The organism is Actinomyces wuliandei (assembly GCF_004010955.1).
In the GTDB taxonomy this organism is placed as follows: domain Bacteria; phylum Actinomycetota; class Actinomycetes; order Actinomycetales; family Actinomycetaceae; genus Actinomyces; species Actinomyces wuliandei.
Genome location: NZ_CP025227.1, coordinates 1,772,489 through 1,799,360, shown reverse-complemented (window position 1 = coordinate 1,799,360; position 26,872 = coordinate 1,772,489). Strand labels below are relative to the sequence as shown.

The window sequence follows — 26,872 nt, the reverse complement described above, 5'->3', positions numbered from 1 at the left end:
GAAGCTACGCGTACGGTGGTATGTGGCGAGGAGTCGGTAGATCTGCGAAGAGCCGGGAGGACACGGCGGCCTGACGCGGGGCTGGTAGGCCTGCTCAGTGCGCCCCTACAGCCCGGCCACCCAGCAGTCCTCGGTGACTCCCTGACCCACGCCGAGCTGGCGCTGTGCCCCGGTGGGCTCCAGACCGGCTGAGCGCAGGAACCAGGACAGCGACTCGTCCCCCCGCACCGCCCATACCACGAGCGCCCGGGCTCCGTGGCCCCGGGCGGTGTCGGCGGCGGCGGCCAGCAGGCGGGAGCCGTGGCCGCGTCGCTGGTGGGCCGGGTCCACGCCCAGGGCCGTCACCTCGGCCGCGGGCAGGGGCTCCCGGTCCTCGGGCGCCTGAGCGTCATTGAGGAGCAGAGGACCCTGCGCTCCGCCAGCTCCCGTGGGTGCCAGGGCGCCTGCGCCAGCAGCGGGGTGCTCACTCGCGCCGTCCTCGGGGCTGCCGGGGTCCGCGTCCCGGTCACTGGCTGCCCTGGCCGTACTGAGTGACTGGGTTGGCGCGAGCCCCAGCAGGCCGACCACTGACCCTGCCTGCGTCGCAACGAGCACGTGGTGCTCCCGGGAGGGGGGCGAGGTCACGGCTTCCTGCCAGCCGGTGGCGATGACAGGGGCGGAGATCATGGCGCGCACCCCTTCAGGCAGGCCCGTGCCGTGGGCGCCGCGGTGACCGGCCTCCAGGGAGGCCAGCATGGAGGCGGCGTGGACGGAGCCGATGGCGGCAAGGTCCTCGGGGCGGGCCTCTCGCACGAACCCGTTGGCACCTGTGGCGCCTGTGGTGTCCGCGTCCCGGGCACCGGCGTCCGCGTGCGACGGGCCTGGCACTGGGCCCGGTGCGACGTCGTCAGGGCCGTCGCCCTCAGGCGTGTCAGGCGTGCTAGGAGCCGTCATGCCCGGAGCCTATCCTGCCCGGGCGCCACCCAGCCATCCGGGCGGTCCGGGGAGGGGACCGACGGGCTGGCGAAGAACACATGACCAAAGCGATAGGCTGTGCTGAGCGCTACCGGTAGGCTTGTCCCATGAGCATCGCTGCCTCCCGCACCTTCGGCTCCGTCGGTGTCGCCATGGTCACGCCCTTCACCCCTGGTGGCGAGGTGGACGTGGACGCCGCCTGTGCCCTGGCCGTCAGCCTCGTGGACGACGGTGTGGACACGGTCCTGCTGTCGGGCACCACCGGGGAGGCCCCCACCACCCACCTTCCGGAGAAGCAGCTGCTCATCAGGGAGGTCAAGGCGGCCCTGGGGGAGCGCGCCATGGTCATCGCCGGGGCAGGCTCCAACGACACCGCCCACGCGGTACGTATCGGCGTAGGCTCCCAGGAGGCGGGGGCGCAGGGGCTCCTGGTCAACGCCCCCTACTACAACCGTCCCAGTCAGGAGGGCGTCTACCGCCACATCATGGCCGTGGTAGAGGCCACCGACCTGCCGGTCATGATCTACGACATCCCCGGCCGCACCGGGGTACGGATCAGTGACCAGACCCTGGCCCGCCTGGCCGAGCACCCCCGCGTCAAGGCGGTCAAGGACGCCACCGGTGACGTCGAGCAGGGCTTTGAGCGCATGGAGGCCACAGGGCTGGAGTACTACTCCGGCGACGACGGCCTCAACTTCGCCTGGCTGACCCATGGTGCCTCCGGCGTCGTATCCGTGGTGGCTCACGCCGACGCCCACTCCTGGCGAGAGATGATCGCCGAGGTCGACTCCGGGGACCTGGCAGGTGCCCGGGCCGTCGCCCAGCGCATGAGGCCCCTGGTGCGGGCCATGATGGGGGGTGGCCAGGGGGCGGTCATGGCCAAGGAGGCCCTGGTGCTCCAGGGGCGCCTGCCCCACGCCGCCCTGCGCCTGCCCCTGGTACGCGCGCAGGCGGAAGAGGTCGAGGCGCTGCGCACCACCCTGGAGGCCTGTGGGCTGCTGGCGCAGGAAGTCTGACTGCCACCTGCCGCAGGACCTGCGCTGGTCCGGTTGCGGCAGGCCGCTGCTGGCGCCCAGTCCTGGTGCGCCCCCCGGGGCGGCACGGTGAGCTCTGCGTCAGCCCGGGCGGTCCCGAGGTCCTGCCCGGTGCTGTGAGGGTGGTCTCCTCCTTCTGGGGGAGATCTGGTTCGTGTTTTCCTTCCCGGGGGTGATTCGCGGTCGCGGCGCCTCCTGTGGAATAGGACCTGTCAGGTCGGCAGCTCGTCGGCCGTCCGTGTCTCTTGTGGCCCTTGCAGGTCCCCCGGCCCCGGGGGTGCCCGGCCGGGGCCTGATCAGGAAAGGACCGTACCGTGCTTCTGTCTCTTAGCCGCCTCGCCGGGTGGGTCCTCATGGTCCTGGGGTCCATGATGGTCCCTCTGGCCGCCGCGCTCAACCAGCCGGGGCTGCAGGCCCTGGCCATCCTCATCCTGCTTGCCGCCACGGCCGCCCTGAGCGCCTCGCTCAAGGAGGACGCCACCGGCAGGTGGTGGGCAGACGGGCGGGACAGGTGACGAGTAGACGGGGCGGGGCCGTTGGCGACCGTCCCGGCGTGGGAGGTAGGCGGCACAGGCGCCGAGACGCTAGGTGACGCCGGGTGGCGCGCCTGCCGCGTCCCGTCCCGCCCTGCCTGGCCGCCATGTGGTGGGCTAGCGGCAGCCGTGGTCACCACCTGTCATGAGCCGCCCTCCAGCAGCCTGAGCCTGACCTCCCGGCGCAGCACCTTGCCGATCATTGAGCGCGGTAGCTCCTCGACCACCTCGAGGCAGCGAGGCAGGGCGTAGCGGGGCAGGGTCGCCTCCGCGTGGGCGCGCACCTCCGCCAGCGTCACCTGCCTGCCCGGCTCCAGGACCACCACGGCCGCCACCACCTCCCCGCCGGCCCCGTCCGGCAGGCCCACCACGGCCACGTCGGCCACGGCTTCCAGGGAGCGCACCGCCGCCTCCACCTGGGAGGGGTAGACGTTGAAGCCCCCGGTGAGGATGAGCTCGCGCCTGCGGTCGGCCATCCACAGGAAGGAGTCCTCCCGACGCACCATGTCACCGGTGCGCAGCCACCCGCCCTCCAGCAGGGCGGCTGCGGTGGCCTCGGGGTCCTCCCAGTACCCGGCGAAGACCTGGGGGCCGCGCACCAGGAGCTCGCCTGGCTCGCCGTCGGGCACCTCCCGGGAGGGGTCGTCGGGGTCCACCACACGCACGTCGGTGGAGGCGAAGGGCAGCCCCAGAGAGCCCAGCCGACGTCCCGGTCCCATCGGCGTGCCCGAGACGATGGGGCTGGTCTCGGTCATCCCGTAGCCCTCCACGAAGTAGCCCCCGGTCGCCTCCTCCCAGCGCTGGCCGACCTCACGCGGCATAGGTGCCGCACCGCACACGCCGTAGCGCAGGGTCCGCAGGGACACCCCGCGGGCCTGGGCGCCCTCCAGGATGCGGGAGAACATGACCGGCACCCCGACGAAGAACGTGAAGGGCCGACGCCTGTGGGCGGCCAGCACCTGGTCCACGTCGAACCGGGGGAGCAGCACCTGGGTCGCCGCCTTGTGCACGGCGCTGAGCACGTTGAAGGTCAGCCCGAAGGCGTGGAAGAATGGCAGGAGCGCCAGGAAGGTCTCCGCCCCCTCGTGCAGCATCGGCACCCAGGCGATCGCCTGGTTCACGTTGGCCCGCAGGTTGGCGTGGGTCAGCATCGCCGCCTTGGGTGTGCCCGTGGTGCCACCGGTGTAGAGCAGGACCGCGACGTCGTGGACCGCAGGGTAGGGGTGGGTGGCGGGCAGGCGCTGGCAACGGGCCACCTCACGGTCCCAGGACCGGACTCGCGTCGGGAGGTGGTCAGCCCTCATGGAGGCGCGTGCCTGGCGGGCGCGGGGCACGGGCAGGTGCAGGGCCGCCCGCACCCGACGGGGCATGGCTGCCGACAGGTCCACGCTGAAGACTGTCAGGTCCGTCGGCAGGGAGTCCGTGCGGCCAGGCACGCGGCCGGGCGCGTGACCAGGCACAGGATCAGCACCAGGAGAGCTCTGGCGGCCCAGGAGGCGCTCCACACCCTTCTCCCAGGCCACCAGCACCCGCGCGCCGTTGCTGGCCAGCTGGGAGCGGACCTCCGCGGCCGGGGCCAGGGGGTTGTGCTCGGAGACGATCGCCCCCAGCCGCAGGGCCGCGTAGATGGCGACGACGTGCTGGGGACAGTTTGGCAGCAGCAGGGCCACACGGTCGCCGTGGCGCACGCCGGCATGGTGCAGCAGCCAGGCGGCACGTTCGGAGGCCTCAAGGAGCTCGGCGTAGGTGAGGGTGGCACCCATGAAGTCCAGGGCGACCCGCTGGGGGTAGAAGTTTGCAGCCGTCTCCAGCAGGCTGCTCACGCCGGAGTCAGGTACCTTGATGATCGCAGGGATGCCTGGCTGGTAGTGGGGCCGGTGGTACAGGCCCGAGTCCCCGGCACGCTGCGTCGGCGGTGCCGACGGGCCAGGTGGCTGAGCGGGCTGTGGCGTGGCGGTCTCGGTCATGTCAGCCTTGCCAGTCACGTGCCCATCCATGCGTCCCAGTCGTGCGTCAGCCATGGTCGCTACCGTCGCGACCGGTGCTGCGGGTGTCCCTGCCGGTGCCCTGGTCGTCCCTGCGGCCGGTCTCGGTACCGCCCTGGCGGGCTGGAGCGTCCCCGACCTGGCTGCCGCCCCCAGCCAGGTGCTCCTTGACGGAGGTCACGGCCGCGCTGGCTGCCTCCGAGGCGGCCTCGCGCGCGGCCAGCAGCTCCTCACGTACCGCCCGGCGCAGGATCTTGCCGATCTGGGACCGAGGCATCTCGGAGAGGATGGCGACCTGACGCGGCAGGGCGTAGTGCGACAGCGTCCGGGCGGCCCACTCGCGGACCTGCTCCAGGGTCACGTTCTGCCCCTCCTTGGGAAGGATGGCCGCGACCACGGACTCCCCACCCGCCTCGCCGGGCAGGCCGACGACGGCGACGTCCTCCACCTGGGGCATGGAGCGCACCGCCTCCTCCACCTCGGAGGGGTAGACGTTGAAGCCCCCGGAGATGATGAGCTCCTTGCGGCGGTCGGCGATGACGTAGAAGCCGTCCTCCTCGCGCACCAGGTCACCGGTACGCAGCCACCCGTCCTCGGTCAGCACCTTCGCCGTCTCCTGTGGGTCCTGCCAGTAGCCTGAGAACACCTGAGGACCACGGACCAGCAGCTCGCCGACCTCACCGGGGGCCACCTCACGGCCAGGGGCGTCAGGGTCCACCAGCCTCGCCTCGGTGGAGGGGTAGGGCACGCCCAGCGTCCCGGGCCTGCGCTCGGGCGAGATCGGGTTGCCCAGGACGATGGGGGAGGACTCGGTCATCCCGTAGCCCTCAATGATGACACCCCCGGTGGCCTCCTCCCAGGCTTGGGCCACGGCCACGGGGTTGGGAGCGGCCCCGCAGACGGCGACCTTGCAGGAGGACAGGTCCGCGCCCGTGGCTGCCGCTCGGGCCGCCAGCCGGTCGAACATGACGGGGACTCCAGGGAAGAAGGTGGCAGGCCTGCGCCTCCAGGCCGCCAGGACCATATCGGTGCCGAACTTGGGCAGCACCACCTGGGTGGCGGCCAGGCCCACGGCGCACAGCAGCGACAGGGACAGCCCGAAGGCGTGGAAGAACGGCAGGACCGCGTAGAAGGTCTCCTGCCCCGCCACAGTGGTCCGCGAGGCCCAGGCCAGGCTCATCTCCGCGTCGGAGCGCAGGTTGACGTGGGTGAGGCAGACGGCCTTCGGCGTGCCGGTGGTGCCACCGGTGTACAGCAGGGCCGCCGGGTCCCCCGCGCCGGGCAGCGGGTGGATGCTGGCCAGGGCCGGAGCGGAGGCGACCATGTCGTCCCAGGAGCGGACCCCGGCAGGGACCCGGCCCCGCAGCTCGCGACGGCGCTCCCGGGCGGCGGCGAACGGCAGCCGCAGTGCCAGGCGGCTGCGCAGGGGCAGGCCCCGTGACAGGTCCACGGAGCACACCTCCAGGTTCGCCAGGCCGACCTCCTGCAGGGAGCCGGTGGCCTGGACCAGGCGCTCGAGGGTCTTCTCCCAGACGATGACCACGTGCCCCTGGTGGATGCGTACCTGCTCGCGCAGCTGGGAGGCTGGAGCCAGGGGGTTGTGCTCGGCGAGCACGGCACCGACGCGCCACACCGCGTAGGCCAGGACCACGTGCTGGGGGCAGTTGGGCAGCACCACTGCCACAACGTCGCCAGCCTGCACGCCCAGCCCTCGCAGGGCCTGGGCGGCCTGGGACACCTGCTGGGCCAGCTGGCTGTAGGTGGTGGTGGCGCCCATGAAGTCCAGGGCGATCTGGTCGGGGAACTGCCTCGCGGCGTCGCGCAGCATGCAGGACAGGGGCTCGGTCACCGGGGGGACGGTGGCGGGGACCCCCGGGGCGTAGTGCGGGGAGCGGGGGACGGACGTGCCGTCGCCGCAGGACTCAGGGGGCACGGGCGTGCTCTGGGTGCTCACGGTCTCTCCTTCGCTCAAAGACGTGGGCGGTGCTGGCGGCCACCCTCCAGGACGGCTGCTGCAGGGGCAGGTACTGTGTTGGGTGCAACGCTAACCTACGGGTGCGTAGCCTCGCGTCCCGTCGCGGGAGGCGGACAGCGGCAGTTTGACTACAGAGTCCCTGCTCACCTCGTCTCCTGTCGCGGGAGGCGGACAGTGTGTCATCACGCTCATCGGTGGTGTCGCGGCTCCCGGCAGGGGTGGTGTCACCGCAACCTCCCTTCAGGCTCTCGGGAGACCAGCCCACGGCTCCCGGCAGAGGGCGTCACCCGCTTAGGCCCTGGGGCGGGGTGGAACGGCACAGGACACGCAGGCGCCGCGTGGGCCGGGTCATGGCCACGTACAGGTCCCCCGGGCTGGTGGCGGCCAGGCGGCCGGGGTCCAGCAGGACGACGACGTCGAACTCCAGGCCCTTGGCCGCCACCGCCGCCATCACCGCCACACGGGCGCGCAGCACGTCACCGCCGGGTGCCTCCATGGCCTGGGCCAGCACCGGGTCCTGGCCCAGCGCCCGGGCCACCTGGCCAGCTACCTGGTCAGCCTCTGCGGTGATGACCGCAAGGCGCCCGCCACCGGGACCGGCCCAGGAGTCCAGGAGGTCGCGCTCCTCGCTGACCACGTCACGCAGAACCTGTCCCCAGGCCTGGTCGTCCTGCGCCGACTGGGTGCCGGAGAGGTCGTCCACGTGCAGGCAGTCAGGCAGGTCGCGCACAGAGCGCACCGGGTAGGGGGCGGGGTGCCCGAGTCCGCCAACCACGGCCTCGGCCGCCGCCATGATCGTGGCAGGGGTGCGGTAGCACACGCTGAGCACCTCCTGGCGCAGGGGCGTCGACCCCGGCGGTCTCCCGCCACCGTGGCCGCGAGGTCCTCGCTGGCGTCCCCCGCTCGCCGACGCTCCCAGCCCAGCCAGCGCCTCTGGCCAGCTGGCGGGCGCGTGGGGGCCGGAGTACTGGGCCAGGTCACCGACCACCGTGAAGGAGCGGACCGGGCAGCGGCGCGCCAGGGCGCGCCAGGCCATGGCGCCCAGCTCCTGGGCCTCGTCGACGACCACGTGCCCGTAGGTCCAGCTCCTGTCCGCACGGGCGCGCTCGGCCAGGGTCAGGGACGGGCCGGTCTCCTGGACCCGCTGGGCCAGCATCTGCGCGCTGACCATGCCGTCCCCCAGCTCCTGGGACTCGATAGCCTGGGCGGCGTAGGCCACCAGCTGCTCGTGGCGCTGAGCCTCCAGGCGGGCCTGGTGGGCCTGGGCGTCCTCGCTGGGACCCAGCAGCTCGGCCAGCTCGTCCAGGAGGGGCACGTCGGCGGCGGTCAGGGCGGAGCCAGCAGGGCGGTGCAGGAGATCGCGCTCAGCCCCGGTGAGCTCGGGGGCCAGCCTCTCCAGGAGGTCGGGGCGCGCCCACAGCCGCTCCAGGAGCCCCGTGGGCGTGGTCGGCATCCAGCACAGGTTGATCTCCCGGCGCGCGTCACGTGCCGTGCGGATGTCCTCGCGGATCCAGGCGCGTGTGTCAGGGTCAGAGGCGTCCTGTCCCGTGGTGGCCGCGTACTGGTCGGTCAGCCGCTCCAGGAGCCACAGGACGAACGGCTCCCTGGCCTGGTTGTGGGGCTTGCCGGAGCGCCGGGCTCGTGTGGCCGCCTCGCGCACCTGCGAGGGCTCCAGGGTCAGGCTGGTGCCCTGGACCCTGATGGTGCGCGGCCCGTCAGGAACCCGCTGCAGGCTGCGCACCGCGCGGCGCAGGACCTCCACCCACACGGAGCGCCCCTTGACCTCTGCCGCCCGCGCGGGCTCGGTACCGCGCGCCCGCACCCCGGGCAGGAGGTCGGACATGGTGGTGGAGACCACCCCTGTCTCTCCCAGTGAGGGCAGGACCTGCTCCACGTACCGCAGGAACGTCGAGGAGGGACCGACCAGCAGCACCCCAGAGCGCTCCAGGCGCTCGCGCTCGGAGTAGAACAGGTAGGCCACCCGGTGCAGCGCCACCGCGGTCTTGCCTGTGCCAGGACCGCCCTGGACGACGAGGACGCCCCTGCCGCCGGAGGTGACGACCCGGTCCTGCTCCGCCTGGATCGTGGCCACGATGTCGCCCATGCGGCCGTCGCGTGCCGCGGACATGGCCGCGATGAGCGCACCCTCCCCCTGGAGCTCCTCCTGGAGGCTGCGGGCGCGCCCCCTGCTGTCCCCACTGCCCTGGTGACCGTCCTGGTGCCCGCCCGTCCCGTCCAGGGCGGTGACGTCGATCAGCTCGTCCTCCACGCCCACCACAGTGCGGTCGCGGGTGTCGATGTGGCGGCGGCGCACCAGCCCCATCGGGTCGCGTGCGGTGGCTTGGTAGAAGGCTCGGGCCAGGGGCGCGCGCCAGTCCAGGACCACCTCGCGGTGTGCGGAGTCCTGCAGCCCGGTGCGGCCCACGTAGTGGCGTGCGCCGCGACGTGTGACGGGGGAGGAGCCTCCCGCTGCCTGGGCTGCCTGGGCCGTCATGTCCATCCGCCCGAAGACCAGCCTGGACTCCACTCCCTCCAGGGAGGAGACCAGGCTGGAGTAGTGCACGGCGTAGGCGTCGCGCTCACCGCGTGACTGGTGGGTTCCGGTGACCTCCTGCGCCTCGGTCTCGGCCAGGCAGCGGCGTGCCCGGTCCAGCTGGCGGTCCAGCTCGGCGTAGGCGAGGTCAACCACCTGCTGCTCGGTGTCGAGCTCGCGGCGACGGGCGGCCTCGGCCGACTCAGCAGACGCTGGTCGCTGGGATGCCGACTGGTCGCCCGAGGGGGGTGGTGTGTGACTCACGTGGCCTCACTGAGGGTCAGGGCGGACGAGGCGTGGTCTGGCTGGTGGCGGCAGAGCGACCCGTCGTCCGCACGGTGTACACGGTGCACGGTGCCGTAGCCTCCCACGGCACAGGGAGGCTCTATTATTCTCCTGCTGATGTGGCGGCGGGAAAGCCAATGGCGAACAGCGGCCGTTGCCGCCCGGCGTGCCGGGAACACGTTGGTGTCCCGGCTTGTTCTGCCTGTTGACGGACCTGGAGGCGCGAGGCACTCACTACTGCCGGTGTTGCCGGGCACTGCCTGCTGTGCAGACGGCTCTGCTCGTCTAGGCTTCGAGCAGTACGGGTCGCCTGCGGCGGTCCGGCCAGGCAGCACACGAGGAGACACGAGGAAGGAGGCAGATCTGTGAGACCACTGTTCAGCGTGCAGCACCCAGCGGACCAGCCGGTCTCCCCGCGCGTCCTTATCCACTACTTCGAGGGAGCCATGGACGCCGGCAACGCCGGGTCGCTTGCTGTCGAGCAGCTCCTCATGACGCTTCCCAACGAGCGGTTGGCGACCTTCGACGTCGACTCGCTGGTGGACTACCGCGCCCGGCGGCCGGTCATGACCTTCACCCACAACACCTACAGCTCGGTGACCATGCCTGAGCTGGTCCTGGACCTTCTCCACGACGACAACGGGGAGGACCTCCTGCTTCTGCACGGCACCGAGCCCGACTACCGGTGGGACGAGTTCGTCGGCGCCGTCGCGCACCTGGTGGTGTCCATGGGCGTGAGCCAGGCGGTGGGTATCGGGGGTATCCCCATGGCCGTGCCCCACACGCGCCCGACCTACGTCCACTTCCACGGCAGCCAGCCGGACCTCCTGCCCACCCAGGCAGAGATCTTCGGCCACGTCGAGCTCCCTGGCTCCCTGGCGGCATACCTGGAGATGCGCCTGGGCGAGCTGGGGCTGGACTCCCGGGGTGTCTCGGCTGCTATCCCCCACTACGTGGCCCGGGACGAGTTCCCGCAGGGGGCCTCGGCCCTGCTGACAGCCGTCGTGCAGTCCACGGGGCTGGCCCTGCCCGTGGGAGACCTGGAGGCCGCCGCCAGCACCAACCGTGCCGAGATCGACGCCGAGGCCGCCCAGCAGCCGGAGGTCTCTGCCGTCGTGTCTGCCCTGGAGGCCCAGTACGACGCGCTGGCCCCGCGGATCTCGTCGGTTGACGCCTCCGGTGCGGCCCCGGTGCTCGACCTGCCCAGCGCGGACGAGATCGGCGCCCGGCTGGAGGCCTTCCTGGAGGCCAACGAGTCCGGCGACCTGGGGCAGCAGGGCTGGAGCTCCAGCCCGGAGGGCTGAGGCCCTGTCCGGCTACTAGTGGGCTCGCTCAGCGGTCCCAGCGGTCCCTCACCGGCGGGGCAGCGGGAGGTCTTCGGGCTCCCAGGTGCGTACGGGTAGGAGCAGGCGTCGTACCGCACGGTCGATCTCGTCGCGCTCGCGGGCGCTGTACGGGGTGTGCCGCGCGACGGTCACGACGTTTCCCTGCCGCCTGCCCCTGACCGCAGCGGCGTCAGCCACCACGAGGACACCTCCGAAGATCCTGGTGAGGACGGACAGCTCCTCGTGCAGCGGGGCGCGTGGGGCCGACAGGGAGTTGGTCAGCAGCACTCCCCCCGGTGCCAGGGCGGAGGAGCAGGAGGTGAGGAACTGCTCGGTGCGGCAGGAGCCCGGGACCTGTGCGGCCGCAAACACGTCACGCACCACGACGTCCCAGCTCCTGGCCCCCAGGGCTTCCACGACCTCGGCCGCGTCACCGACCCTGATCCGTAGGCGTGGTGAGCGTGGCAGATCGAACCACTGGCGGACCAGGCGGGCCAGCATCTCGTCGACCTCGACCGCCAGCTGCCGTGACCCGGGCCGAGCCGCGTCCCAGGCCCGGGCGAGTGAGCACCCCGCCCCGCCCAGGTGCACGGCCCGCACCGGTGTGTCCGGGCCGCGCAGAACCGCCAGCACCGCGTCCATCTGCTGGTGGTACTCAAAGTCCAGGTGGGCAGGGTCGCGCAGGTCAAGGTAGGAGGACTCCGTACCGTCCAGGAGAAGCAGCACCCCAGTGTCCCTGACAACCAGCTCGGCGGTGGAGCAGGAGGTGGTGACAGGTCCCGAGGGCAGCGTCTGCACGGCGTCGGGTTGGTGAGACCGACGGGACACGAGCCTCCTGATGCCGGGCTTACGTGTCACGGGTACAGGCTAGCCTGGATGAAGGTACTGCGTGCGGGGTGCTGTGCCGGAGCGCACTGCGGGGTAGGTACCGTCGCAGCGGCTGGCAGGAGCTCGGGGCAGGAGTGCTGTCGGTGTACAGCCGCGGCAGGCGGCTGAGAAAGAGAGGTGAGAGGTCATGAGCAGGGCTCCGCGGGCGCAGGCTGCCCGCCGCTCCTGGGGCGAGGACGACTCCGGGACCCCGATCCTGCACGTGGACATGGACGCCTTCTTCGCCTCCGTGGAGGTCATGGAGCATCCCGAGCTGGAGGGGCGGCCGGTTGTCGTCGGTGGCTCCCACGGACGTGGCGTGGTCTCTGCCGCCTCCTACGAGGCCCGTGCCTACGGCGTGTCCTCAGCCATGTCCATGGCGGAGGCGCTGCGGCGCTGCCCCCAGGCCGTGGTGCTGCCCGTGCGCCACGACCTCTACAGCCAGGTGTCAGCCAGGGTCATGGCTGTGCTGGCGGAGGTGACCCCCGTCCTGGAGAGAGTCAGTGTGGACGAGGCATTCCTGGACGTCTCGGGCGCCAGGCGCCGCATGGGCGGCCCCGTCCAGGTCGCCACCTGGATCCGTGAGCAGGTGCGTGACCGTGTGGGTGTGCCCGCCTCGGTCGGGGTGGCCTCCACCAAGTTCGTCGCCAAGCTCGCCTCGGCCCACGCCAAGCCTGACGGCCTGCTCCTGGTCCCGGCTGCGGCCACCAAGGACTTCCTGGACCTGCTGCCTGTGGAGGCGCTGTGGGGGGTGGGTGCCAGGAGCGCGCAGGTGCTCCATCGCTGGGGCATCAAGGACGTGCGCACGCTGGCCGCCACGGACGTGCGCCGTCTGGAGAAGATCCTTGGTACCGCTGCCGGGCGCCATCTTCACGACCTCTCCCGCGGTATCGACCCCAGACCCGTCAACCCGGTCCGCGAGGAGAAGTCCGTCGGTACCGAGGCGACCTTCTACTCCACCATTACTGACCGTGAGCACGTTCGCCGGGTCCTGCTGGACCAGACCCACCACTGCGCCGCCAGGCTGCGCGCAGGATCCCTTCGCTGCCGCGTCGTGGTGCTCAAGGCCCGGGGAGCGGACTTCACCACGGTGACCCGCTCGCGGACCCTGCCCGTGCCGACGGACCTCGCCCGTGACGTCTGGCAGGCGCTGGGCGGCCTCCTCGACACGCTTCCCACGCCCCCCGGAGGCTTCCGCCTGCTGGGCGTACGGGTCGAGGGGCTGTCTCGCGTCCAGGAGGGTGTCCAGCTCCTCCTGGACGAGGACCCCCGCTACGGTGCACCGGAGAGAGCCGCTGACGCCGTGCGCAGACGCTGGGGCGGGCAGGCCCTGAGACCAGCCAGCCTGCTGCCCTCACCGGCCTCGCCGCGTCCCGAGGGGTGACCAATCTGGCGTCCAGGTTTTCCCGGGGCCGAACAAGGCCTATCCTGGCTGTGGCGGAACAGCGGCCCCAGCCGACCGTGTGGACCGTCCCGCTACGACGCACACGACTCCACCCCCTGGCTCAGAAACGAGGCGCACGATGGCACTGTCAGAGCGAGAGCAGCAGGTCCTGCGTGATCTGGAGTCGCAGCTCCACCAGGAGGACCCAGGACTGGCCGACACGATGGACAGCAGGCAGCCGACTGGTCCCCTGCGCCTGTCCCCCAGGCACATCGGGGCAGGAGTCGCCCTGGTGCTGGTGGGGATGAGCCTGGTCGTCAGCGGTGTGGTCGTGCGCAACAGCGTGGTCTCCATCCTGCTGGGTGTCGTCGGCTTCGGTGTGGCTGTCTGGGGCGTCAGTCTCGCCCTGACGCGTGTGGAGACCGGTGGCGGTCCTGAGCCGTCGTCCCGTCGTCCCTCACGGCGCTCCACCTTCATGGACCGCCAGTCGCAGCGGTGGGACCGGCGGCGCGGCTCCCAGGGCTGAGCCACGCCTGACGAAGGTGAGGTGTGTGTGCCCCTGAGGGAGGTGCCCCGGGGCCGCGCGCCTCCTCAGCCAGGTCCGTGTGACGCGCGCCGAGCGGGCGTGCCGGTTGTCCCTGCGTTCGCTGGGTGTCGCAGTCGTGTCCCTCCACTGCCTTCCACCCGGTTGTTCCCGCCGGTGGGCCGGGCGTGACGGCCCCGGGCGCCCTCGGCCTCAGCCTTGGCTGGGCGGACCGATGTCCTGACGGCCGACGTCCCAGGGACTCGCGTACCGTAGTGGTGGCGCGGTCTCTCCCGTGTCCTCCACACAAACCCCGCCTGCACCCTCCACGCCAACCCTGCGTGTCCCGCGTCCCTACAGCCTGTGTTCTTGCGGCCCCCACCCTGCCTCTTTCTATCCCGTCCTGCCGTGCTCGTCCCGGGGCTCCTGCGCCCGCCTGTGCCTGCCGCCCGGCACCACCTCCCTGGACCTCCCTGGACACCACGACTGCGGACGTCCTGCGCCCCGGCGGGTCGGCCGTGACTGGCGTGTCGCGTTCCTCCTCCACTTCCCTCCACCACGACAGATCCGCTTGATGTGGCGGAAGACGACGTCGTGACGCGACGGTCTCCCCGCACGGCGTGGGAGTGAGGGGAGGAAAGTGGAGTAAGGTGGGGGCCAGGGGAAAGCCGAGGGGAAGGAGGTGTCCCGTTGTTCCTGGGCACCCACGCCCCAAAGCTGGATGAGAAGGGCCGTCTCATCCTGCCGGCCAAGTTTCGTGAGGAGCTGGCTGGTGGCGTGGTGATCACCCGAGGTCAGGAGCACTGCCTGTACGCGTTCACCTCCGCAGAGTTCGAACGCATGTACGCACAGCTCCGTGAGGCGCCTCTGGCCCAGAAGCAGGCACGCGACTACATCCGAGTCATGCTCTCAGGAGCGGACTCCCAGGTCCCGGACAAGCAGGGGCGGATCACCCTGCCCGCTCAGCTTCGCAGCTATGCCGGGCTGAGACGGGACCTGGCCGTCATCGGGGCGGGAGCCCGGGTGGAGATATGGGACGCCACTGCCTGGAGCGACTACCTGGCCGCTCAGGAGCAGGTCTTTGCCGACACTGCCGAGGAGATCATCCCCGGGTTCTTCTGAGCCGCCCCGACGGTGACCCGCCTCGCGAGGTCTCCGCCCGATGCCGAGTCCGGCACCTCTTCCCCGGTGCCGGAACCACGGGAGGAGTCCTGGCCAGGCGGCTCACCGGGGGGCAGGGGGCGGTAGCCCCGGCAGGACAGGCCGACGTAGCAGAAAGACAACCGGAAGGAGGACATGCCGTGACCGCTGCTGGTACGACACCCGTACCATCACAGCCGCTGCAGGCGGAGGACGTCGCCCGTCGGCACGTGCCTGTCCTCCTGGAGCGCTGCCTGGGGCTCCTGGAACCTGCCCTGGCTGCTGCGGGCTCCGGCGCCGGGGGGGCGGGGCGGAGCGCACCGCTCCTGGTCGACTGCACCCTGGGCATGGGCGGGCACACCCAGGCAGCCCTGGACCGTTTCCAGGGTCTGCGTGTCATCGGTATCGACCGCGACCCGGAGGCTCTCCGCCTGGCCCAGGCGCGGCTGGCCCGCTACGGGGGACGTTTCCTCGCCGTCCACGGTACCTACGACCAGGTGGGGGAGATCGTGCGGGAGCACGCGCCCCTCCTTGGAGGCGCAGCGGACGGTACCGTTGACGCCGTCCTCATGGACCTGGGCGTGTCCTCCCTCCAGCTGGACGAGGCCGCCCGCGGCTTCGCCTACTCCAGACCTGCGCCCCTGGACATGCGCATGGACCAGACCACCGGTCCCACGGCCCGTGACCTCCTGGCAGCTGAGGACGCAGCCAGCCTCACCAGGATCCTGCGGGTGTACGGGGAGGAGCGCTTCGCCTCCCAGATCGTCCGGGCGGTGGTGCGTCGCCGTGAGGCGGGGGACCCGGTAACCACCAGCGAGGACCTGGCTGACCTGGTCCGCCGGGTGGTCCCGGCGGCGTCGCGCCGCAGCGGGGGCCACCCCGCCAAGCGCACCTTCCAGGCGCTGCGCGTCGCCGTCAACTCCGAGCTGGAGATCCTGGAGACCGCGCTACCGCAGGTCCTGAACTGCCTGCGGGTCGGTGGGCGTGTGGTGGTGGAGTCCTACCAGTCCCTGGAGGACAGGATCGTCAAGCGGGCACTGGTGTCAGGCGCGACCACCAGGGCGCCCCACGGTCTTCCCGCCGTCCCGGACTCCGACCTTCCCTACCTCGAGCTGCTCACCCACGGCGTCGTCAGGGCTGGGCCCGACGAGGTCGCGCTCAACCCGCGCGCGGCGTCCGTGAGGCTGCGGGCAGCAGCGCGCACCAGGAGCGTGCAGGAGGCACCAGCACCCGAGCCGCGCGGCGGCCCGTGTGCGCACCGTACAGACACCAGCAACCGACGAGGAAAGGCCAGCAAGAGATGAGCGCAGTCGCGACAGCGCGGGCGACCCGTCCCGCTGCGACACGTCGTTCCGCAGTGTCCTGGGGCGGCTCCCCGGCAGCAGGCGAGAGGGACGCCCGTGGGCTCCAGCACGACGAGGCGGGTACCAGCCGTCCTCGGTTGCGTGTGGTCACAGGAGCCGCCCCCGCACGCACCACCTTGCCCTTCCTGGCACTCATCATCCTCGTCCTGGCAGGGGCGCTGGTCGCCTCCATGCTGCTCAACGCCCGCATGGCCGACACCGCCTACCGGATGAAGGAGGCGCAGGTCGAGCTCAACGTCCTCAACGACCACGTGGAGACTCTGCGCACCGACGTCCAGGAGGCCTCCGCCCCGGACTCCCTGGCGACTCGTGCCTCAGAACGGGGCATGGTCCCGGCGGGGGCTCCCGGAGTGGTGGACCTGGAGCGCTCCACGCTGACGGAGGGCGCCTCTGCCGGCGACGACGCGGACCAGGCGGGGTAGCCTCCGGTGAACCCTTCTCGTCGTCAGGCGCTGCGGTTGGCAGGAGTCGGCCTGTTTGGCCTTCTTGCGGGCCGTACTGCCTACATCCAGGCAGTCGCCGGACCACGGCTGGCAGCCCGGGCCAAGGCGGAGCGGACCGTGAGCTGGGTCAACCGTGCTCGTCGCGGGGACATCACGGGACGGGACGGGACGGTGCTGGCCTCCAGCGCCGTCACCTACGACGTCGGAGTCAACCAGCAGGCGGTGTCCCAGTACGAGCAGGTTGAGGAGCAGGCCGACGAGGCCACCGGGGGCACGCGGGAGGTCGTGGTGGGCTACGGGGCCGCGGCCGCTGCGGCCCAGCTGGCTCCCGTCCTGGACCAGGACCCCCTGGAGCTGGGGGCCGCGCTGGTGGGAAAGTCGACCTACTCGATCATCGCCCAGGAGGTCGATCCCGACACCTGGCGCCGGATCAAGGCGCTGGGGATACCCGGTGTGGAGCCCGACCAGCGGACCCGGCGCACCTACCCGGCGGGTAACGTCGCCGGCAACGTCCTGGGCTACACCTACGAGGGCGACAGCCGCCAGCTGATCGGCTCCGCCGGCCTCGAGCTGACCCAGAACGACCTCCTGACCGGCACCGACGGGCGTGGCAGTGAGGAGATCGGCCGTACCGGGGCCATCATCCCCACCGGGGACCAGCAGGACGACGAGGCGGTGCCCGGCACCACCGTGCGCACCACCCTGGACCCCGACCTGCAGTCGATAGCCCAGGCAGCGATCGACAAGGTGGTTGCCCAGGAGTCGGCGCTGTGGGGCGTCGTCGTGGCTGTGGAGCCCTCCACCGGCAAGGTGCTCCTCCTGGCGGACTCCGGCTCCGTGGACCCCTCCGACCCGGCGGCAGCCGCGCAGGAGGACCGTGGTGCGCGCAGCGTGGAGGCCGTCTTCGAGCCCGGAAGCGTCGGCAAGGTGGTGACCTTCGCGACCGCCCTGGAGGAGGGGGCCGTCACTGCCGAGGAGACGTGGAACGTGCCCTACACCTGGGCCGCCTCCAACGGCCAGTCCTTCCGGGACTCCCACCCTCACGACCACCAGGTCCTCACGACGGCTCAGGTGCTGGCAGAGTCCTCCAACGTTGGTACGGTCCAGGTCGGCGAGCGGGTCTCGGACGAGGCCCGCTACTCCTGCATGGAGAGGTTCGGGTGGGGGGCGCCCACCGGGATCGAGATGCCCGCCGAGTCCGCCGGGCTGCTCACGTCCCCGCAGGAGTGGGACGACCGCACCCGCTACACCACCATGTTCGGGCAGGGGATCGCCTGCACGAGCCTCCAGGCCGTCCAGGTGCTGGCAACCATCGCCAACGGTGGTGTCCGGATCGCGCCACGGGTCATTGAGGCCTGGATCACCGCAGACGGCGAGGAGACTACGCAGACAGCGCCCGAGGGGGTGCGCGTCATCAGCGAGGAGACGGCTGCCACGCTCACGGATATGCTCATCGGTGTCACCCAGGAGGGCGGGACCGCCGAGGCGGCCTCCATTGACGGCTACCTGGTAGCGGGCAAGACTGGTACCACCGAGATCCTCACCGAGGACGGGACGGTGGCCTCCTTCGTCGGCTTCCTGCCAGCCAAGGAGCCTGCGCTGGCGATCGCCGTCATCGTCTACCGCCCCGACGGGGTGTACGGGGGCACGGTGGCGGCACCCGTGTTTCGTGAGGTGGCCCTGGCAGCCATGCAGTCCCTGGGGATCGCCCCCGACCCCGCAGTCGTCGCCGGGGCTGCGGCGCAGGAGGACGGGGAGCAGGTTGACGGTGTGGACGCGCGGTGACCGGGTCACGGCGCCGGGACGGGACGGCAGAGGCAGGGACGGCAGACGTGACAGCTAGCACCTCCGAGATGCGTCACTGATACTCCTCTGTGGGGGATCTACATCCGGGCTCGCGATAGATTGAGGAACCATGACCAACCACGCCTACGAGTCGGCAGCCTCACTGCGGCCACAGCACAACGCGCCCACCTCGCTGGAGGTGCTCGCCCAGCGGCTGGGTGCCACCCCTGCGGCTGACCAGGATGCAGCCGCCCTGGCTGGGCTGGAGGTGTCCGGAGCCTCTGTGGACTCTGCGGACGTGGCGCCTGGAGAGGTCTTTGTCGCGGTGCCCGGGTTCACCGCCCATGGTGCCCGGTTCTGCGGGCAGGCCGTGGACAGCGGTGCCGTCGCCGTCCTGACCGACCCTGACGGGGTGTCCCTGGCCCGCCAGACGGCTCACGGCACCCCGGTCCTGACCTGCCCCGACCCGCGGGCGCTTGCCGGGCCACTGGCTGCCGGGATCTACCACCACCCCGCCCGGCAGCTGGTGACCACAGCCGTGACCGGGACCAACGGGAAGACCACCACGACCTACTTCCTGGACGCGGTCCTCACGGCGCACCTGGGGTCCACCATGCTGGCTGGCACCGTCGAGCTGCGTGTGGGCGGCTCCCGCGTGGAGTCTCCGCGTACCACCGTCGAGGCCCCGGTGCTTCAGAGGATGCTCGCCCTGGCGGCGGAGCAGGGGGTGGGTGCGGCCTGCCTGGAGGCCTCCAGCCACGCTGTCGTCCTGCACCGGCTGGAGGGGACGGTCCTGGACGTCGTCGGCTTCACCAACCTCCAGCGTGACCACTTGGACTTCCATGGCACCATGGAGGGCTACCTGGAGGCCAAGTCCCGGCTGTTCACCCCGGAGCACGCGCACCACGGGGTGGTGTGCGTCGATGACGAGTGGGGTCGACAGCTGGCCGCCTCGGCTGCCGTGCCGGTGGAACGGCTCCGGACCTACCCTGGTGACGCGCAGGCGGAGTGGTGGGTGAGTGACGCCGTCGTCTCCCTGACGCAGGCTGCGACCACCTTTGTCCTCCACGGCCCCGACGGGCAGGAGCTCCCCGCCTCCTGCCCGCTGCCCGGTGCCGTCAACGTGCAGAACGCCGCCCTGGCGCTGGTCATGGCCCTGCGCGCCGGGGTCCCGGCGCAGACTGCGGTGGAGGCGCTGGCATCCGCCCACGCCGTCCCCGGGCGGATGCAGCGCATCAGCCAGCGTGACGGGACCCGGGGGCTGTGCATCGTGGACTTCGCGCACACGCCGGACGCCCTGGAGCTGGCGCTGCAGGCTGTGCGGCCCATCACCCCGGGGCGTCTCATCGTGGTCTTCGGCTCCGACGGCGACCGTGACCAGGGCAAGCGCCCCATGCTCGGCGCGGTGGCCGCCAGGCTCGCGGACGTCCTCGTCGTCACTGACGAGAATCCCCGTAGCGAGGACCCCCAGTCCATCCGTGACGCCGTCCTGGAGGGGGTGCGCTCGGTGCGCCCGGACCTGCACGACGTCGAGGAGGTCACGACCTGGCGTGGCGACGCCGTGCGCCGGGGCGTGGAGCTGTGCGGACCGCAGGACACCGTCATCGTCACGGGCAAGGGTCACGAGCCCTTCCTGGAGGCCGGGGGCGAGTTCATCCGCTACAACGACGCCCCGGTCATGGCCCAGGCCGTCGCCCAGAAGTGGCCCCAGGCATGAGCCGCACCCTGACGCAGGCTGCTGCCCTCGTCGGCGGGAGCCTCCTGGGACCTGACGCGGTCGTGGACGGGCCGGTGGTCACTGACTCCCGGCAGGTTCGACCCGGCTCGCTCTTCGTGGCGGTGCGCGGGGAACGCACCGACGGACACGCCCACCTGGCCTCGGCCCTGGAGCGGGGGGCCGTGGGCGCGCTGGTGACCAGCCTGCAGGCGGCCCGGGAGAGCCTGGCCGCAGTAACGCCGCAGTCAGTGCAGGAGGCCTCCCGGGTGCTCCCGGGTTCCGGGGCCACCCGGGGCAGCCAGGAGACGGCTGCCGACCTGCCCTTGGGACTCGTGGTGGTTCCCGACACTGTGGAGGCGCTAGGCGCCCTGGCTCGCGCCCACCTGGCGGACCTGCGCCGCACGGCCCTCGCTCGTGGCAGCCGCCTGGACGTGGTTGCCATGACCGGGTCGGTGGGCAAGACCACCACCAAGGACCTGACGCGCCAGGTCCTGGCCGCCTGCGGTCCCACCGTCGCGCCGCAGGCCAGCTTCAACAACGAGATCGGGCTGCCGCTGACGGTGCTGGAGGCCGACGAGACCACGCGCTACCTGGTCCTGGAGATGGGTGCCTCCGGCCCCGGCCACATCGACTACCTCACCGGTATCGCCCCCCTGGACGCGGCTGCTGTCCTCATGGTGGGCCATGCGCACATGGGCGGCTTCGGGTCCATTGAGGGTGTGGCCCAGGCCAAGGAGGAGATCCTCTCCGGCCTGCTGCCCGGGGGCACGGCCCTGCTCAACACTGATGACGAGCGAGCTGCTGCTATGGCTAGCAGCGCACCCGGCCCGGTCCTGACCTTCTCAGCCAGCGGAGGCCGCGCTGACCTGCGAGCCAGCGACGTCGTCGTGGGCCAGGGAGCCCGGGCGTCCTTCACTCTCAGCCTTCCCGGGCTCGCCGAGCCCCGACGGGTCCACCTGGCTGTTCCCGGGGCGCACAACGTCTCCAACGCGCTGGCTGCGGCCGGGCTCGCGCTGGCTGCCGGGGCCGCTGCTGAGGTCGTCGCCGACCAGCTGGGGCAGGTGGAGATCGAGAGCCCGCACCGGATGGACGTGGCTGTGCTCGGGGGTGACCTGCTGCTTATCGACGACTCCTACAACGCCAACATTGACTCCATGACCGCAGCCCTGGCGGCCCTGCCCGCCCTGGCGGGACAGCGGCGGCGTGTCGTCGTCGTCTCCGAGATGCTGGAGCTGGGTGAGGCCTCGGTGGCTGACCACGCCCGGACGGGCCTGCTGGCGGCCCAGGCAGGGGTCGACCTGCTGGTAGGCATCGGAGCGGGGGCAGAGCCGGCCCTGGAGTCAGCCCGAGCCAAGGGTGTCGAGGCCGTCGGCCTCGCTGATGCACAGGAGGCCGTGGCCCAGGCCAGCACGCTGCTTCGTGACGGCGACGCCGTCCTAGTCAAGGGATCCCATGGCTCCGGCGCCTGGCGCCTGGCCGACCACCTCAAGGAGGCTCGCCCCCGATGACCGCCATCCTCGTCTCCGGCCTTGTCGGCCTGGTCGGCACGCTCCTGGGGACACCGCTGCTGATCCGCTACCTCCAGGTCAAGGAGTACGGGCAGTTCATCCGTCAGGACGGCCCGCAGGGGCACTTCACCAAGCGTGGCACCCCCACCATGGGTGGTGTCGTCATCATCCTGTCCACGGTGGCGGGCTACGCCCTGGCCAACCTCACCGAGCTGCGCACCCCCCGGGCCTCCGGTGTCCTGCTGCTGTACCTCGTCGTCGGGCTCGGGCTCATCGGCTTCCTGGACGACTTCGAGAAGATCTCCAAGCAGCGCTCCCTGGGCCTGCGGGCTTGGCAGAAGATCGCGGGCCAGGCCTTCATCGGCATCAGCTTCGCGGTCATGGCCCTGCGCTTTACCGACCGTGAGGGCGTCGCCCCGGCCTCCACCCGGGTCTCCTTCGCCCGGGACACCTCCCTGGACCTCGCCTTCGCCGGGGCCTTCGTGGGCCTGCTGCTGTTCATCCTGTGGGCGAACTTCCTTATCACCGCCTGGTCCAATGCGGTCAACCTTACCGACGGCCTGGACGGCCTGGCAGCGGGCGCCTCCGCCATGGTCTTCGCTGCCTACACCCTCATCGGGGTGTGGCAGACCAACCAGTCCTGCCTCTACGGCCACTCCGACGTGGTGGCCACGACCTGCTACCAGGTGCGCGACCCGAGGGACCTGGCCATGGTCTCCGCCGCCCTCATGGGTGCCTGCTTCGGCTTCCTGTGGTGGAACGCCTCCCCGGCCAAGATCTTCATGGGGGACACCGGCTCCCTCGCTCTGGGAGGAGCCGTGGCCGGGCTGTCGATCCTGACCCGCACGGAGTTCCTTGCCGTGGTCCTGGGAGGGCTGTTCCTGGCCGAGGTCATGAGCGACGTCATCCAGATCGCCTCCTTCAAGGCAACTGGCAGGCGTGTCTTCCGCATGGCTCCCCTCCACCACCACTTTGAGCTGGGAGGATGGAGCGAGGTCAACGTCGTGATCCGCTTCTGGATCATCGCCGGCCTGTGCGTCATCGGGGGGCTCGGCCTGTTCTACGCGGAGTTCCTCGTAGCCTGAGTACCCTGGGCGCGGCCGTGCCACGGCACCCGTGTCGGCGGGTCCGCGGGGCGTGCCGACCGCCACCGCATCGACCACAGCGCCTGACCACAGTGTTGACAGCATTGGCGGCGCTGACGGCGCTGACCACAGCCAGGACCAGCACCAAGCAGAAGGGTGTACAGCACCGTGACCACCGCAACGACCAGCAGCCTGCCCCCGGAGCGGCGTACTCGGACCAGCGGTCCGGTCGGCAGGCCGCTGCGTCAGGACCTGGAGGGTGCCCGCGCTGGTGTCGTGGGTCTGGGGCGCAGCGGTCGTGCTGCTGTGGAGGCGCTGACCACCCTGGGTGCGCAGGTCCACGTCTTCGACTCCCGGGAGTCCTCGGTCGAGTCACTGGGGAGCACGGTGACGGGTGCCACCGTGGGCGATGCGGAGGTGACGGCACGGGCGCTGGAGGACAGCGACCTGCGACTGGTCGTGGTCTCCCCGGGAGTTCCCGCCACCGGCCCCGTCCTCAGGGCGCTGGCCCGTGCCGGCACGACGACGTGGAGCGAGGTCGAGCTGGCCTGGAGGCTCCAGCAGGACTCCACCCGCCCGGACGTGGCCTGGCTGGCTCTGACCGGCACGGACGGCAAGACGACCACCGTCTCGATGCTCTCGGAGATCCTGGGCTGCGCGGGCCTGAGAGCACCTGCCGTGGGCAACATCGGCAGGCCCGTGACCGAGGCGGTCCTGGAGGGCGGGGCCGACGTCCTGGCTGTCGAGCTGTCCAGTTTCCAGCTGCACACGACAACGAGCATCTCCCCGCTGGCCTCAGCGTGCCTCAACCTGGCGCCTGACCACCTCGACTGGCACGGGGGCCTGGAGGCCTACGCCGCGGACAAGGCCCGTGTCTACGCCCGGACCAGGGCAGCAGCGGTGTACAACGTGGCTGACCGGGCCACCCGCGACATGGTCCAGCATGCCGACGTCGTGGAGGGGTGCCGGGCGGTCGGGTTCACCCTGGCTGCCCCTGCCCCGGGCCAGGTTGGTGTGGTGGACGGCCTGCTCGTGGACCGCGCCTTCCACCCTCGTGGACGCACCCACGCCGTCGAGCTGGCGACGACCCTGGACCTGGCCCACCTCGCGCCGGGCGCGGCCGTGGACAGGCTGCCCGGGCACATCGTGGCCGATGCCCTGGCCGCAGCGTGCCTGGCCCGCGCTGGCGGCGCCGACGAGGAGGCAGTCGCTGCGGGGCTGCGCGCCTACAGCCCGGGGGCGCACCGCAGCGTCACCGTGGCCCAGGCGGACGGGGTGACCTGGGTGGACGACTCCAAGGCCACCAACCCCCACGCGGCCCAGGCTGCGCTCAGCGGCCTGCCTGCTGGCAGCGCCGTGTGGATCGTGGGGGGCGACACCAAGGGTGCCCAGTTCCTCGACCTCGTTGCTGCCGTGAGACCGCACCTTCGTGGCGCGGTCGTGATCGGGCGGGACCAGACCGACGTCCTGGCGGCACTGTCGGCACAGGCTCCTGAGGTGCCGGTACGGCAGGTCCCTGACGCCCCGCCCGCTGCCCTGATGCGAGCGGCGGTGAGTGAGGCCGCCCGTCTGGCCCGTGACGGCGACACGGTGGTCCTGGCCCCCGCCTGCGCATCCTGGGACCAGTTCTCCTCCTACGCCCAGCGCGGGGACTTCTTCGCCTCCGCCGTGAGGGCGCTGGTGGGGAAGGAGTCGAGCGACGCCGCGGACACGTCAGGGACCGGGGGGCGTAGCGGGAGGCAGAGGAGGTGCCAGGAGTGAGTGCGTCTGTCTCAGCACCGACGCTGCGGCCCGCAGCCTCCTCCACGTCGTCGACGTCGTCCCAGGGTCACGTCGGTCAGGACCCGTCCAGCAGCGAGGGCCTGCGGTCCCGGCTCCGGCGGTGGACGCGGTGGCGGGGCTCCCGGAGACGGTCACGCCCGGACCAGGAGCGCGGTGTCGCGGACGGGAGGGGCGGCCGCAGGGGGGAGCAGGCGACACTGACCTACTACGCGCTGCTGCTGTCCACCCTGGTCCTGCTGACCCTGGGGCTTGTCATGGTCTTCTCGGTCCAGTCGGTGACCGTGGCCGCCACGGGAGGCAACCCGTACACGGACTTCGCCAAGTACCTGGTCTTTGCCGTCGTAGGCGTCGTGGGGATGCTCGCGCTCTCCCGGATGCCCCTGTCCTGGTTTCCGAGGCTGGCCTGGGTGGCGCTGGTGCTGACGATGGGGATGCAGCTCCTGGTCTTCTCTCCCATCGGTGTCAACGTCTCCGGCAACCGCAACTGGATCCAGGTTCCTGGGATCGGCACGGCCCAGCCCTCGGAGCTGATGAAGCTGGCCCTGGCCCTGGCCCTGGGGACGCTGGTGGCTTGGTACGTCCAGGGTCGCCGAGGGCGAGCGGTTACGGCTGGGTGGGTGATGGTGGCTCTGGCCGTCCTCAGCGTCATGGCTGGTCAGGACCTGGGCACGGTGATCGTCCTGGTCCTTGTCGTCGCGGGGGCGCTGTGGGTGGGCGGCCTGGCCCGGAGGTGGTTTGCCGCCCTGGGCTGCCTGGGGCTGCTCCTCTTCATGACCGCCTCCCTGCTGTCGGTGAGCCGTCGCGCCCGGATCCTCGCCTGGCTGCGTCCTGACGGCGCCGACCCCACCGGTGTGGGCTACCAGCCGCGCCACGGCCAGTGGGCGCTGGGCACAGGAGGCTGGTTCGGGGTCGGCCCCGGCTCCTCGCGCCAGAAGTGGGGCTACCTCACCCAGGCGGACTCCGACTACGTGTTCGCGGTGCTGGGGGAGGAGTTCGGCCTGCTGGGCACCCTGACGGTCATCGCCCTGTTCGCGGTCATCGGGGGCTGCTGCCTGCGGACCATGCGGCGGCACACGGACCCGCGCGTGGTGGCCACCGCCTCGGCTATCGGTGCCTGGGTGGTGGGCCAGGCCCTCATCAACATGATGGTCGTGACCGGTATCCTTCCCGTCCTGGGGCTGCCCCTGCCCCTGGTCAGCCGGGGCGGGACCGCCCTGGTCTCCGTGCTCCTGGCCATGGGTGTCCTGCTGGCCTTCGCCCGTCACGAGCCGGGCGCCCAGGAGGCCCTGAGATCAAGCCCCGGCGCCCTGCGCCGTACCCTGTCGGTGATCGTCCCGAGGAGGAACCGTGCCTGAGCCTGCTGAGACCGCTGCCGCTTCCCGCCCTGGCGCGGCCGCTGCCCGGCCGCTGCGGGTCCTTCTGGCGGGAGGCGGGACCGCAGGACACGTCAACCCGCTGCTGGCCACTGCTGCGGCACTGCAGGACCCCGGCTGCGGCGGGGACCCCCGGACCCGGGTCCTGGTCCTCGGTACCAGGGAGGGGCTGGAGGACCGACTGGTACCCGAGGCTGGCCTCGACCTCGCCTACGTCCCCCGGGTCCCCCTGCCACGCCGCCCCAGCGGGGACCTGCTGCGGCTTCCACGACAGATGGGTCGGGCGGTCGGCGCGGCTGCGGAGGCCGTCGAGACGGTTGGCGCGGACGTGGTCGTCGGCTTCGGCGGCTATGTCGCTACTCCCGCCTACCTGGCAGCCCGCAAGGCGGGAGTGCCCGTCGTCATCCACGAGCAGAACGCCCGGCCCGGGCTGGCCAACCGCCTGGGGGCCTCCTGGGCCAGAGCGGTCGCCCTGACCTTCGCCTCGACACGGCTGTCAGCCCGGCGAGGACGCACCGAGGTCACAGGCCTGCCCCTGAGGCCCGCCGTGGCTGACCTGGTTGCCGCGCGCGCCACGGAGGAGAAGGCCTGGCAGGCCCGCCAGGAGGCTGCCACGGCGCTGGGGCTGGACCCCTCGGCCCCGGTCCTGCTGGTGACCGGGGGCTCCCTGGGCGCGCAGCGGCTCAACGAGGTGCTCGCTGAGGCCGTCGCTGCCGACCCGCCACGTCTGCCCGCCTCCCTGCAGGTTGTCCACCTCACCGGCCGGGGCAAGGACGCCCCGGTGCGTGAGGCCCTGGCCCAGGCGGCTCGCACCGAGGGGGGACGGGACCTGGGGGAGCGCTACCACGTCCTGGACTACCTGACCACCATGGAGCAGGCCTACGCGTGCGCGGACGGCGTGATCTGCCGCTCGGGCGCGGGCACGGTGGCTGAGCTGACCGCCCTGGGGCTACCGGCCCTCTACGTCCCCCTGCCGGTGGGTAACGGGGAGCAGCGCCTGAACGCTGCCGACGTCGTGTCGGCCGGAGGCGGTCGGCTGGTCCTCGACGCCCGGCTCACGGTGGACGACGTCCTGGACTTCACGGCGGTGGTGACTGATCCTCGACGGCGCGGCGCCATGGCCCAGGCCGCGGCCTCCACAGGTGTGCGTGACGCCGCTGCCCGACTGACGGCCCTGGTGCAGGACAGCGCCAGGCAGCCGGGTGAGGCGGACGTGGCCCCGGAAGAGGACGGGCCGCGCTAGGCGCGGGCCGGCGGACAGCCAGCGCGGGACAGCC

General features: G+C 71.7%; 20 protein-coding genes. 15 read left to right on the top strand and 5 right to left on the bottom strand.

The window, feature by feature from the left end:
• Nucleotides 1-105: 105 nt before the first annotated feature.
• Nucleotides 106-933, bottom strand: a complete 828-nt coding sequence (locus CWS50_RS07425) for a GNAT family N-acetyltransferase (protein ID WP_127842273.1) — start codon at nt 931-933, stop codon at nt 106-108.
• A gap of 128 nt (nt 934-1,061) precedes the next feature.
• On the opposite strand from CWS50_RS07425, the gene dapA reads away from it, so the two are divergent.
• A complete protein-coding gene (gene dapA / locus CWS50_RS07420) occupies nt 1,062-1,970 on the top strand; it encodes a 4-hydroxy-tetrahydrodipicolinate synthase (RefSeq protein WP_127842272.1) in 909 nt (302 codons plus the stop codon).
• A 332-nt stretch (nt 1,971-2,302) separates the two neighbouring features.
• Complete coding sequence (locus CWS50_RS07415; protein ID WP_127842271.1) at nt 2,303-2,503, top strand: hypothetical protein; 201 nt, start codon at nt 2,303-2,305, stop codon at nt 2,501-2,503.
• A 161-nt stretch (nt 2,504-2,664) separates the two neighbouring features.
• Here the strand turns inward: CWS50_RS07415 and CWS50_RS07410 are convergent, their stop codons facing one another.
• The 3 genes from CWS50_RS07410 to CWS50_RS07400 form a co-directional block, all read right to left on the bottom strand.
• Nucleotides 2,665-4,488 carry an AMP-binding protein gene (locus tag CWS50_RS07410; protein ID WP_127843334.1) on the bottom strand — a complete coding sequence of 608 codons (1,824 nt, stop codon included), beginning with the start codon at nt 4,486-4,488 and terminating at the stop codon, nt 2,665-2,667.
• A gap of 46 nt (nt 4,489-4,534) precedes the next feature.
• A complete protein-coding gene (locus CWS50_RS07405) occupies nt 4,535-6,439 on the bottom strand; it encodes an AMP-binding protein (RefSeq protein WP_243118538.1) in 1,905 nt (634 codons plus the stop codon).
• A gap of 325 nt (nt 6,440-6,764) precedes the next feature.
• Nucleotides 6,765-9,278, bottom strand: coding sequence for a HelD family protein (locus tag CWS50_RS07400; protein ID WP_127842270.1), 2,514 nt, complete (start codon nt 9,276-9,278; stop codon nt 6,765-6,767).
• A 386-nt stretch (nt 9,279-9,664) separates the two neighbouring features.
• Between CWS50_RS07400 and CWS50_RS07395 the strand changes: the two genes are divergently transcribed.
• A complete protein-coding gene (locus CWS50_RS07395) occupies nt 9,665-10,603 on the top strand; it encodes a PAC2 family protein (protein ID WP_127842269.1) in 939 nt (312 codons plus the stop codon).
• A 48-nt stretch (nt 10,604-10,651) separates the two neighbouring features.
• Here the strand turns inward: CWS50_RS07395 and CWS50_RS07390 are convergent, their stop codons facing one another.
• Complete coding sequence (locus CWS50_RS07390) at nt 10,652-11,422, bottom strand: spermidine synthase (RefSeq protein ID WP_127843332.1); 771 nt, start codon at nt 11,420-11,422, stop codon at nt 10,652-10,654.
• A 217-nt stretch (nt 11,423-11,639) separates the two neighbouring features.
• Between CWS50_RS07390 and dinB the strand changes: the two genes are divergently transcribed.
• The 12 genes from dinB (at nt 11,640) to CWS50_RS07330 (ending at nt 26,838) form a co-directional block, all read left to right on the top strand.
• A complete protein-coding gene (gene dinB / locus CWS50_RS07385) occupies nt 11,640-12,875 on the top strand; it encodes a DNA polymerase IV (protein ID WP_127842268.1) in 1,236 nt (411 codons plus the stop codon).
• Nucleotides 12,876-13,014: 139 nt separating this feature from the next.
• A complete protein-coding gene (locus tag CWS50_RS07380; RefSeq protein WP_127842267.1) occupies nt 13,015-13,401 on the top strand; it encodes a DUF3040 domain-containing protein in 387 nt (128 codons plus the stop codon).
• A 687-nt stretch (nt 13,402-14,088) separates the two neighbouring features.
• Complete coding sequence (gene mraZ, locus CWS50_RS07375; protein ID WP_119835665.1) at nt 14,089-14,520, top strand: division/cell wall cluster transcriptional repressor MraZ; 432 nt, start codon at nt 14,089-14,091, stop codon at nt 14,518-14,520.
• Between the two features lie 179 nt (nt 14,521-14,699).
• Complete coding sequence (rsmH, locus tag CWS50_RS07370) at nt 14,700-15,842, top strand: 16S rRNA (cytosine(1402)-N(4))-methyltransferase RsmH (protein WP_371855185.1); 1,143 nt, start codon at nt 14,700-14,702, stop codon at nt 15,840-15,842.
• A complete protein-coding gene (gene ftsL / locus CWS50_RS07365; protein ID WP_127842265.1) occupies nt 15,839-16,324 on the top strand; it encodes a cell division protein FtsL in 486 nt (161 codons plus the stop codon). The genes rsmH and ftsL overlap by 4 nt, the downstream gene beginning before the upstream one ends.
• A 6-nt stretch (nt 16,325-16,330) precedes the next feature.
• The gene (locus CWS50_RS07360; RefSeq protein ID WP_127842264.1) at nt 16,331-18,130 is read left to right on the top strand and encodes a peptidoglycan D,D-transpeptidase FtsI family protein; all 1,800 of its coding nucleotides are present in this window, start codon (nt 16,331-16,333) and stop codon (nt 18,128-18,130) included.
• 130 nt (nt 18,131-18,260) lie between these two features.
• Entirely contained in the window at nt 18,261-19,847 is a 1,587-nt protein-coding gene (locus CWS50_RS07355) for a UDP-N-acetylmuramoyl-L-alanyl-D-glutamate--2,6-diaminopimelate ligase (RefSeq protein ID WP_127842263.1), read from the top strand.
• Nucleotides 19,844-21,355, top strand: a complete 1,512-nt coding sequence (locus tag CWS50_RS07350; RefSeq protein WP_243118229.1) for a UDP-N-acetylmuramoyl-tripeptide--D-alanyl-D-alanine ligase — start codon at nt 19,844-19,846, stop codon at nt 21,353-21,355. The genes CWS50_RS07355 and CWS50_RS07350 overlap by 4 nt, the downstream gene beginning before the upstream one ends.
• Nucleotides 21,352-22,440 (top strand): phospho-N-acetylmuramoyl-pentapeptide-transferase, encoded by a 1,089-nt coding sequence (mraY, locus tag CWS50_RS07345; protein WP_127842261.1) that lies wholly within the window; start codon nt 21,352-21,354, stop codon nt 22,438-22,440. The genes CWS50_RS07350 and mraY overlap by 4 nt, the downstream gene beginning before the upstream one ends.
• A 240-nt stretch (nt 22,441-22,680) precedes the next feature.
• Entirely contained in the window at nt 22,681-24,201 is a 1,521-nt protein-coding gene (gene murD / locus CWS50_RS07340; protein WP_127843331.1) for a UDP-N-acetylmuramoyl-L-alanine--D-glutamate ligase, read from the top strand.
• Nucleotides 24,198-25,577, top strand: a complete 1,380-nt coding sequence (locus CWS50_RS07335; protein ID WP_243118228.1) for an FtsW/RodA/SpoVE family cell cycle protein — start codon at nt 24,198-24,200, stop codon at nt 25,575-25,577. The genes murD and CWS50_RS07335 overlap by 4 nt, the downstream gene beginning before the upstream one ends.
• Entirely contained in the window at nt 25,570-26,838 is a 1,269-nt protein-coding gene (locus CWS50_RS07330; protein ID WP_127842259.1) for a UDP-N-acetylglucosamine--N-acetylmuramyl-(pentapeptide) pyrophosphoryl-undecaprenol N-acetylglucosamine transferase, read from the top strand. Before CWS50_RS07335 ends, CWS50_RS07330 begins: the two co-directional genes overlap by 8 nt.
• Nucleotides 26,839-26,872 lie beyond the last annotated feature (34 nt).

Excerpts from the sequence above, each read along its gene's own strand:
- CWS50_RS07425 (WP_127842273.1), bottom strand. The coding sequence starts at position 933 with ATGACGGCTCCTAGCACGCCTGACACGCCTGAGGGCGACGGCCCTGAC.
- dapA (WP_127842272.1), top strand. The coding sequence starts at position 1,062 with ATGAGCATCGCTGCCTCCCGCACCTTCGGCTCCGTCGGTGTCGCCATG.
- CWS50_RS07410 (WP_127843334.1), bottom strand. The coding sequence starts at position 4,488 with ATGACCGAGACCGCCACGCCACAGCCCGCTCAGCCACCTGGCCCGTCG.
- dinB (WP_127842268.1), top strand. The coding sequence starts at position 11,640 with ATGAGCAGGGCTCCGCGGGCGCAGGCTGCCCGCCGCTCCTGGGGCGAG.
- CWS50_RS07380 (WP_127842267.1), top strand. The coding sequence starts at position 13,015 with ATGGCACTGTCAGAGCGAGAGCAGCAGGTCCTGCGTGATCTGGAGTCG.
- ftsL (WP_127842265.1), top strand. The coding sequence starts at position 15,839 with ATGAGCGCAGTCGCGACAGCGCGGGCGACCCGTCCCGCTGCGACACGT.
- CWS50_RS07355 (WP_127842263.1), top strand. The coding sequence starts at position 18,261 with ATGACCAACCACGCCTACGAGTCGGCAGCCTCACTGCGGCCACAGCAC.
- CWS50_RS07350 (WP_243118229.1), top strand. The coding sequence starts at position 19,844 with ATGAGCCGCACCCTGACGCAGGCTGCTGCCCTCGTCGGCGGGAGCCTC.
- mraY (WP_127842261.1), top strand. The coding sequence starts at position 21,352 with ATGACCGCCATCCTCGTCTCCGGCCTTGTCGGCCTGGTCGGCACGCTC.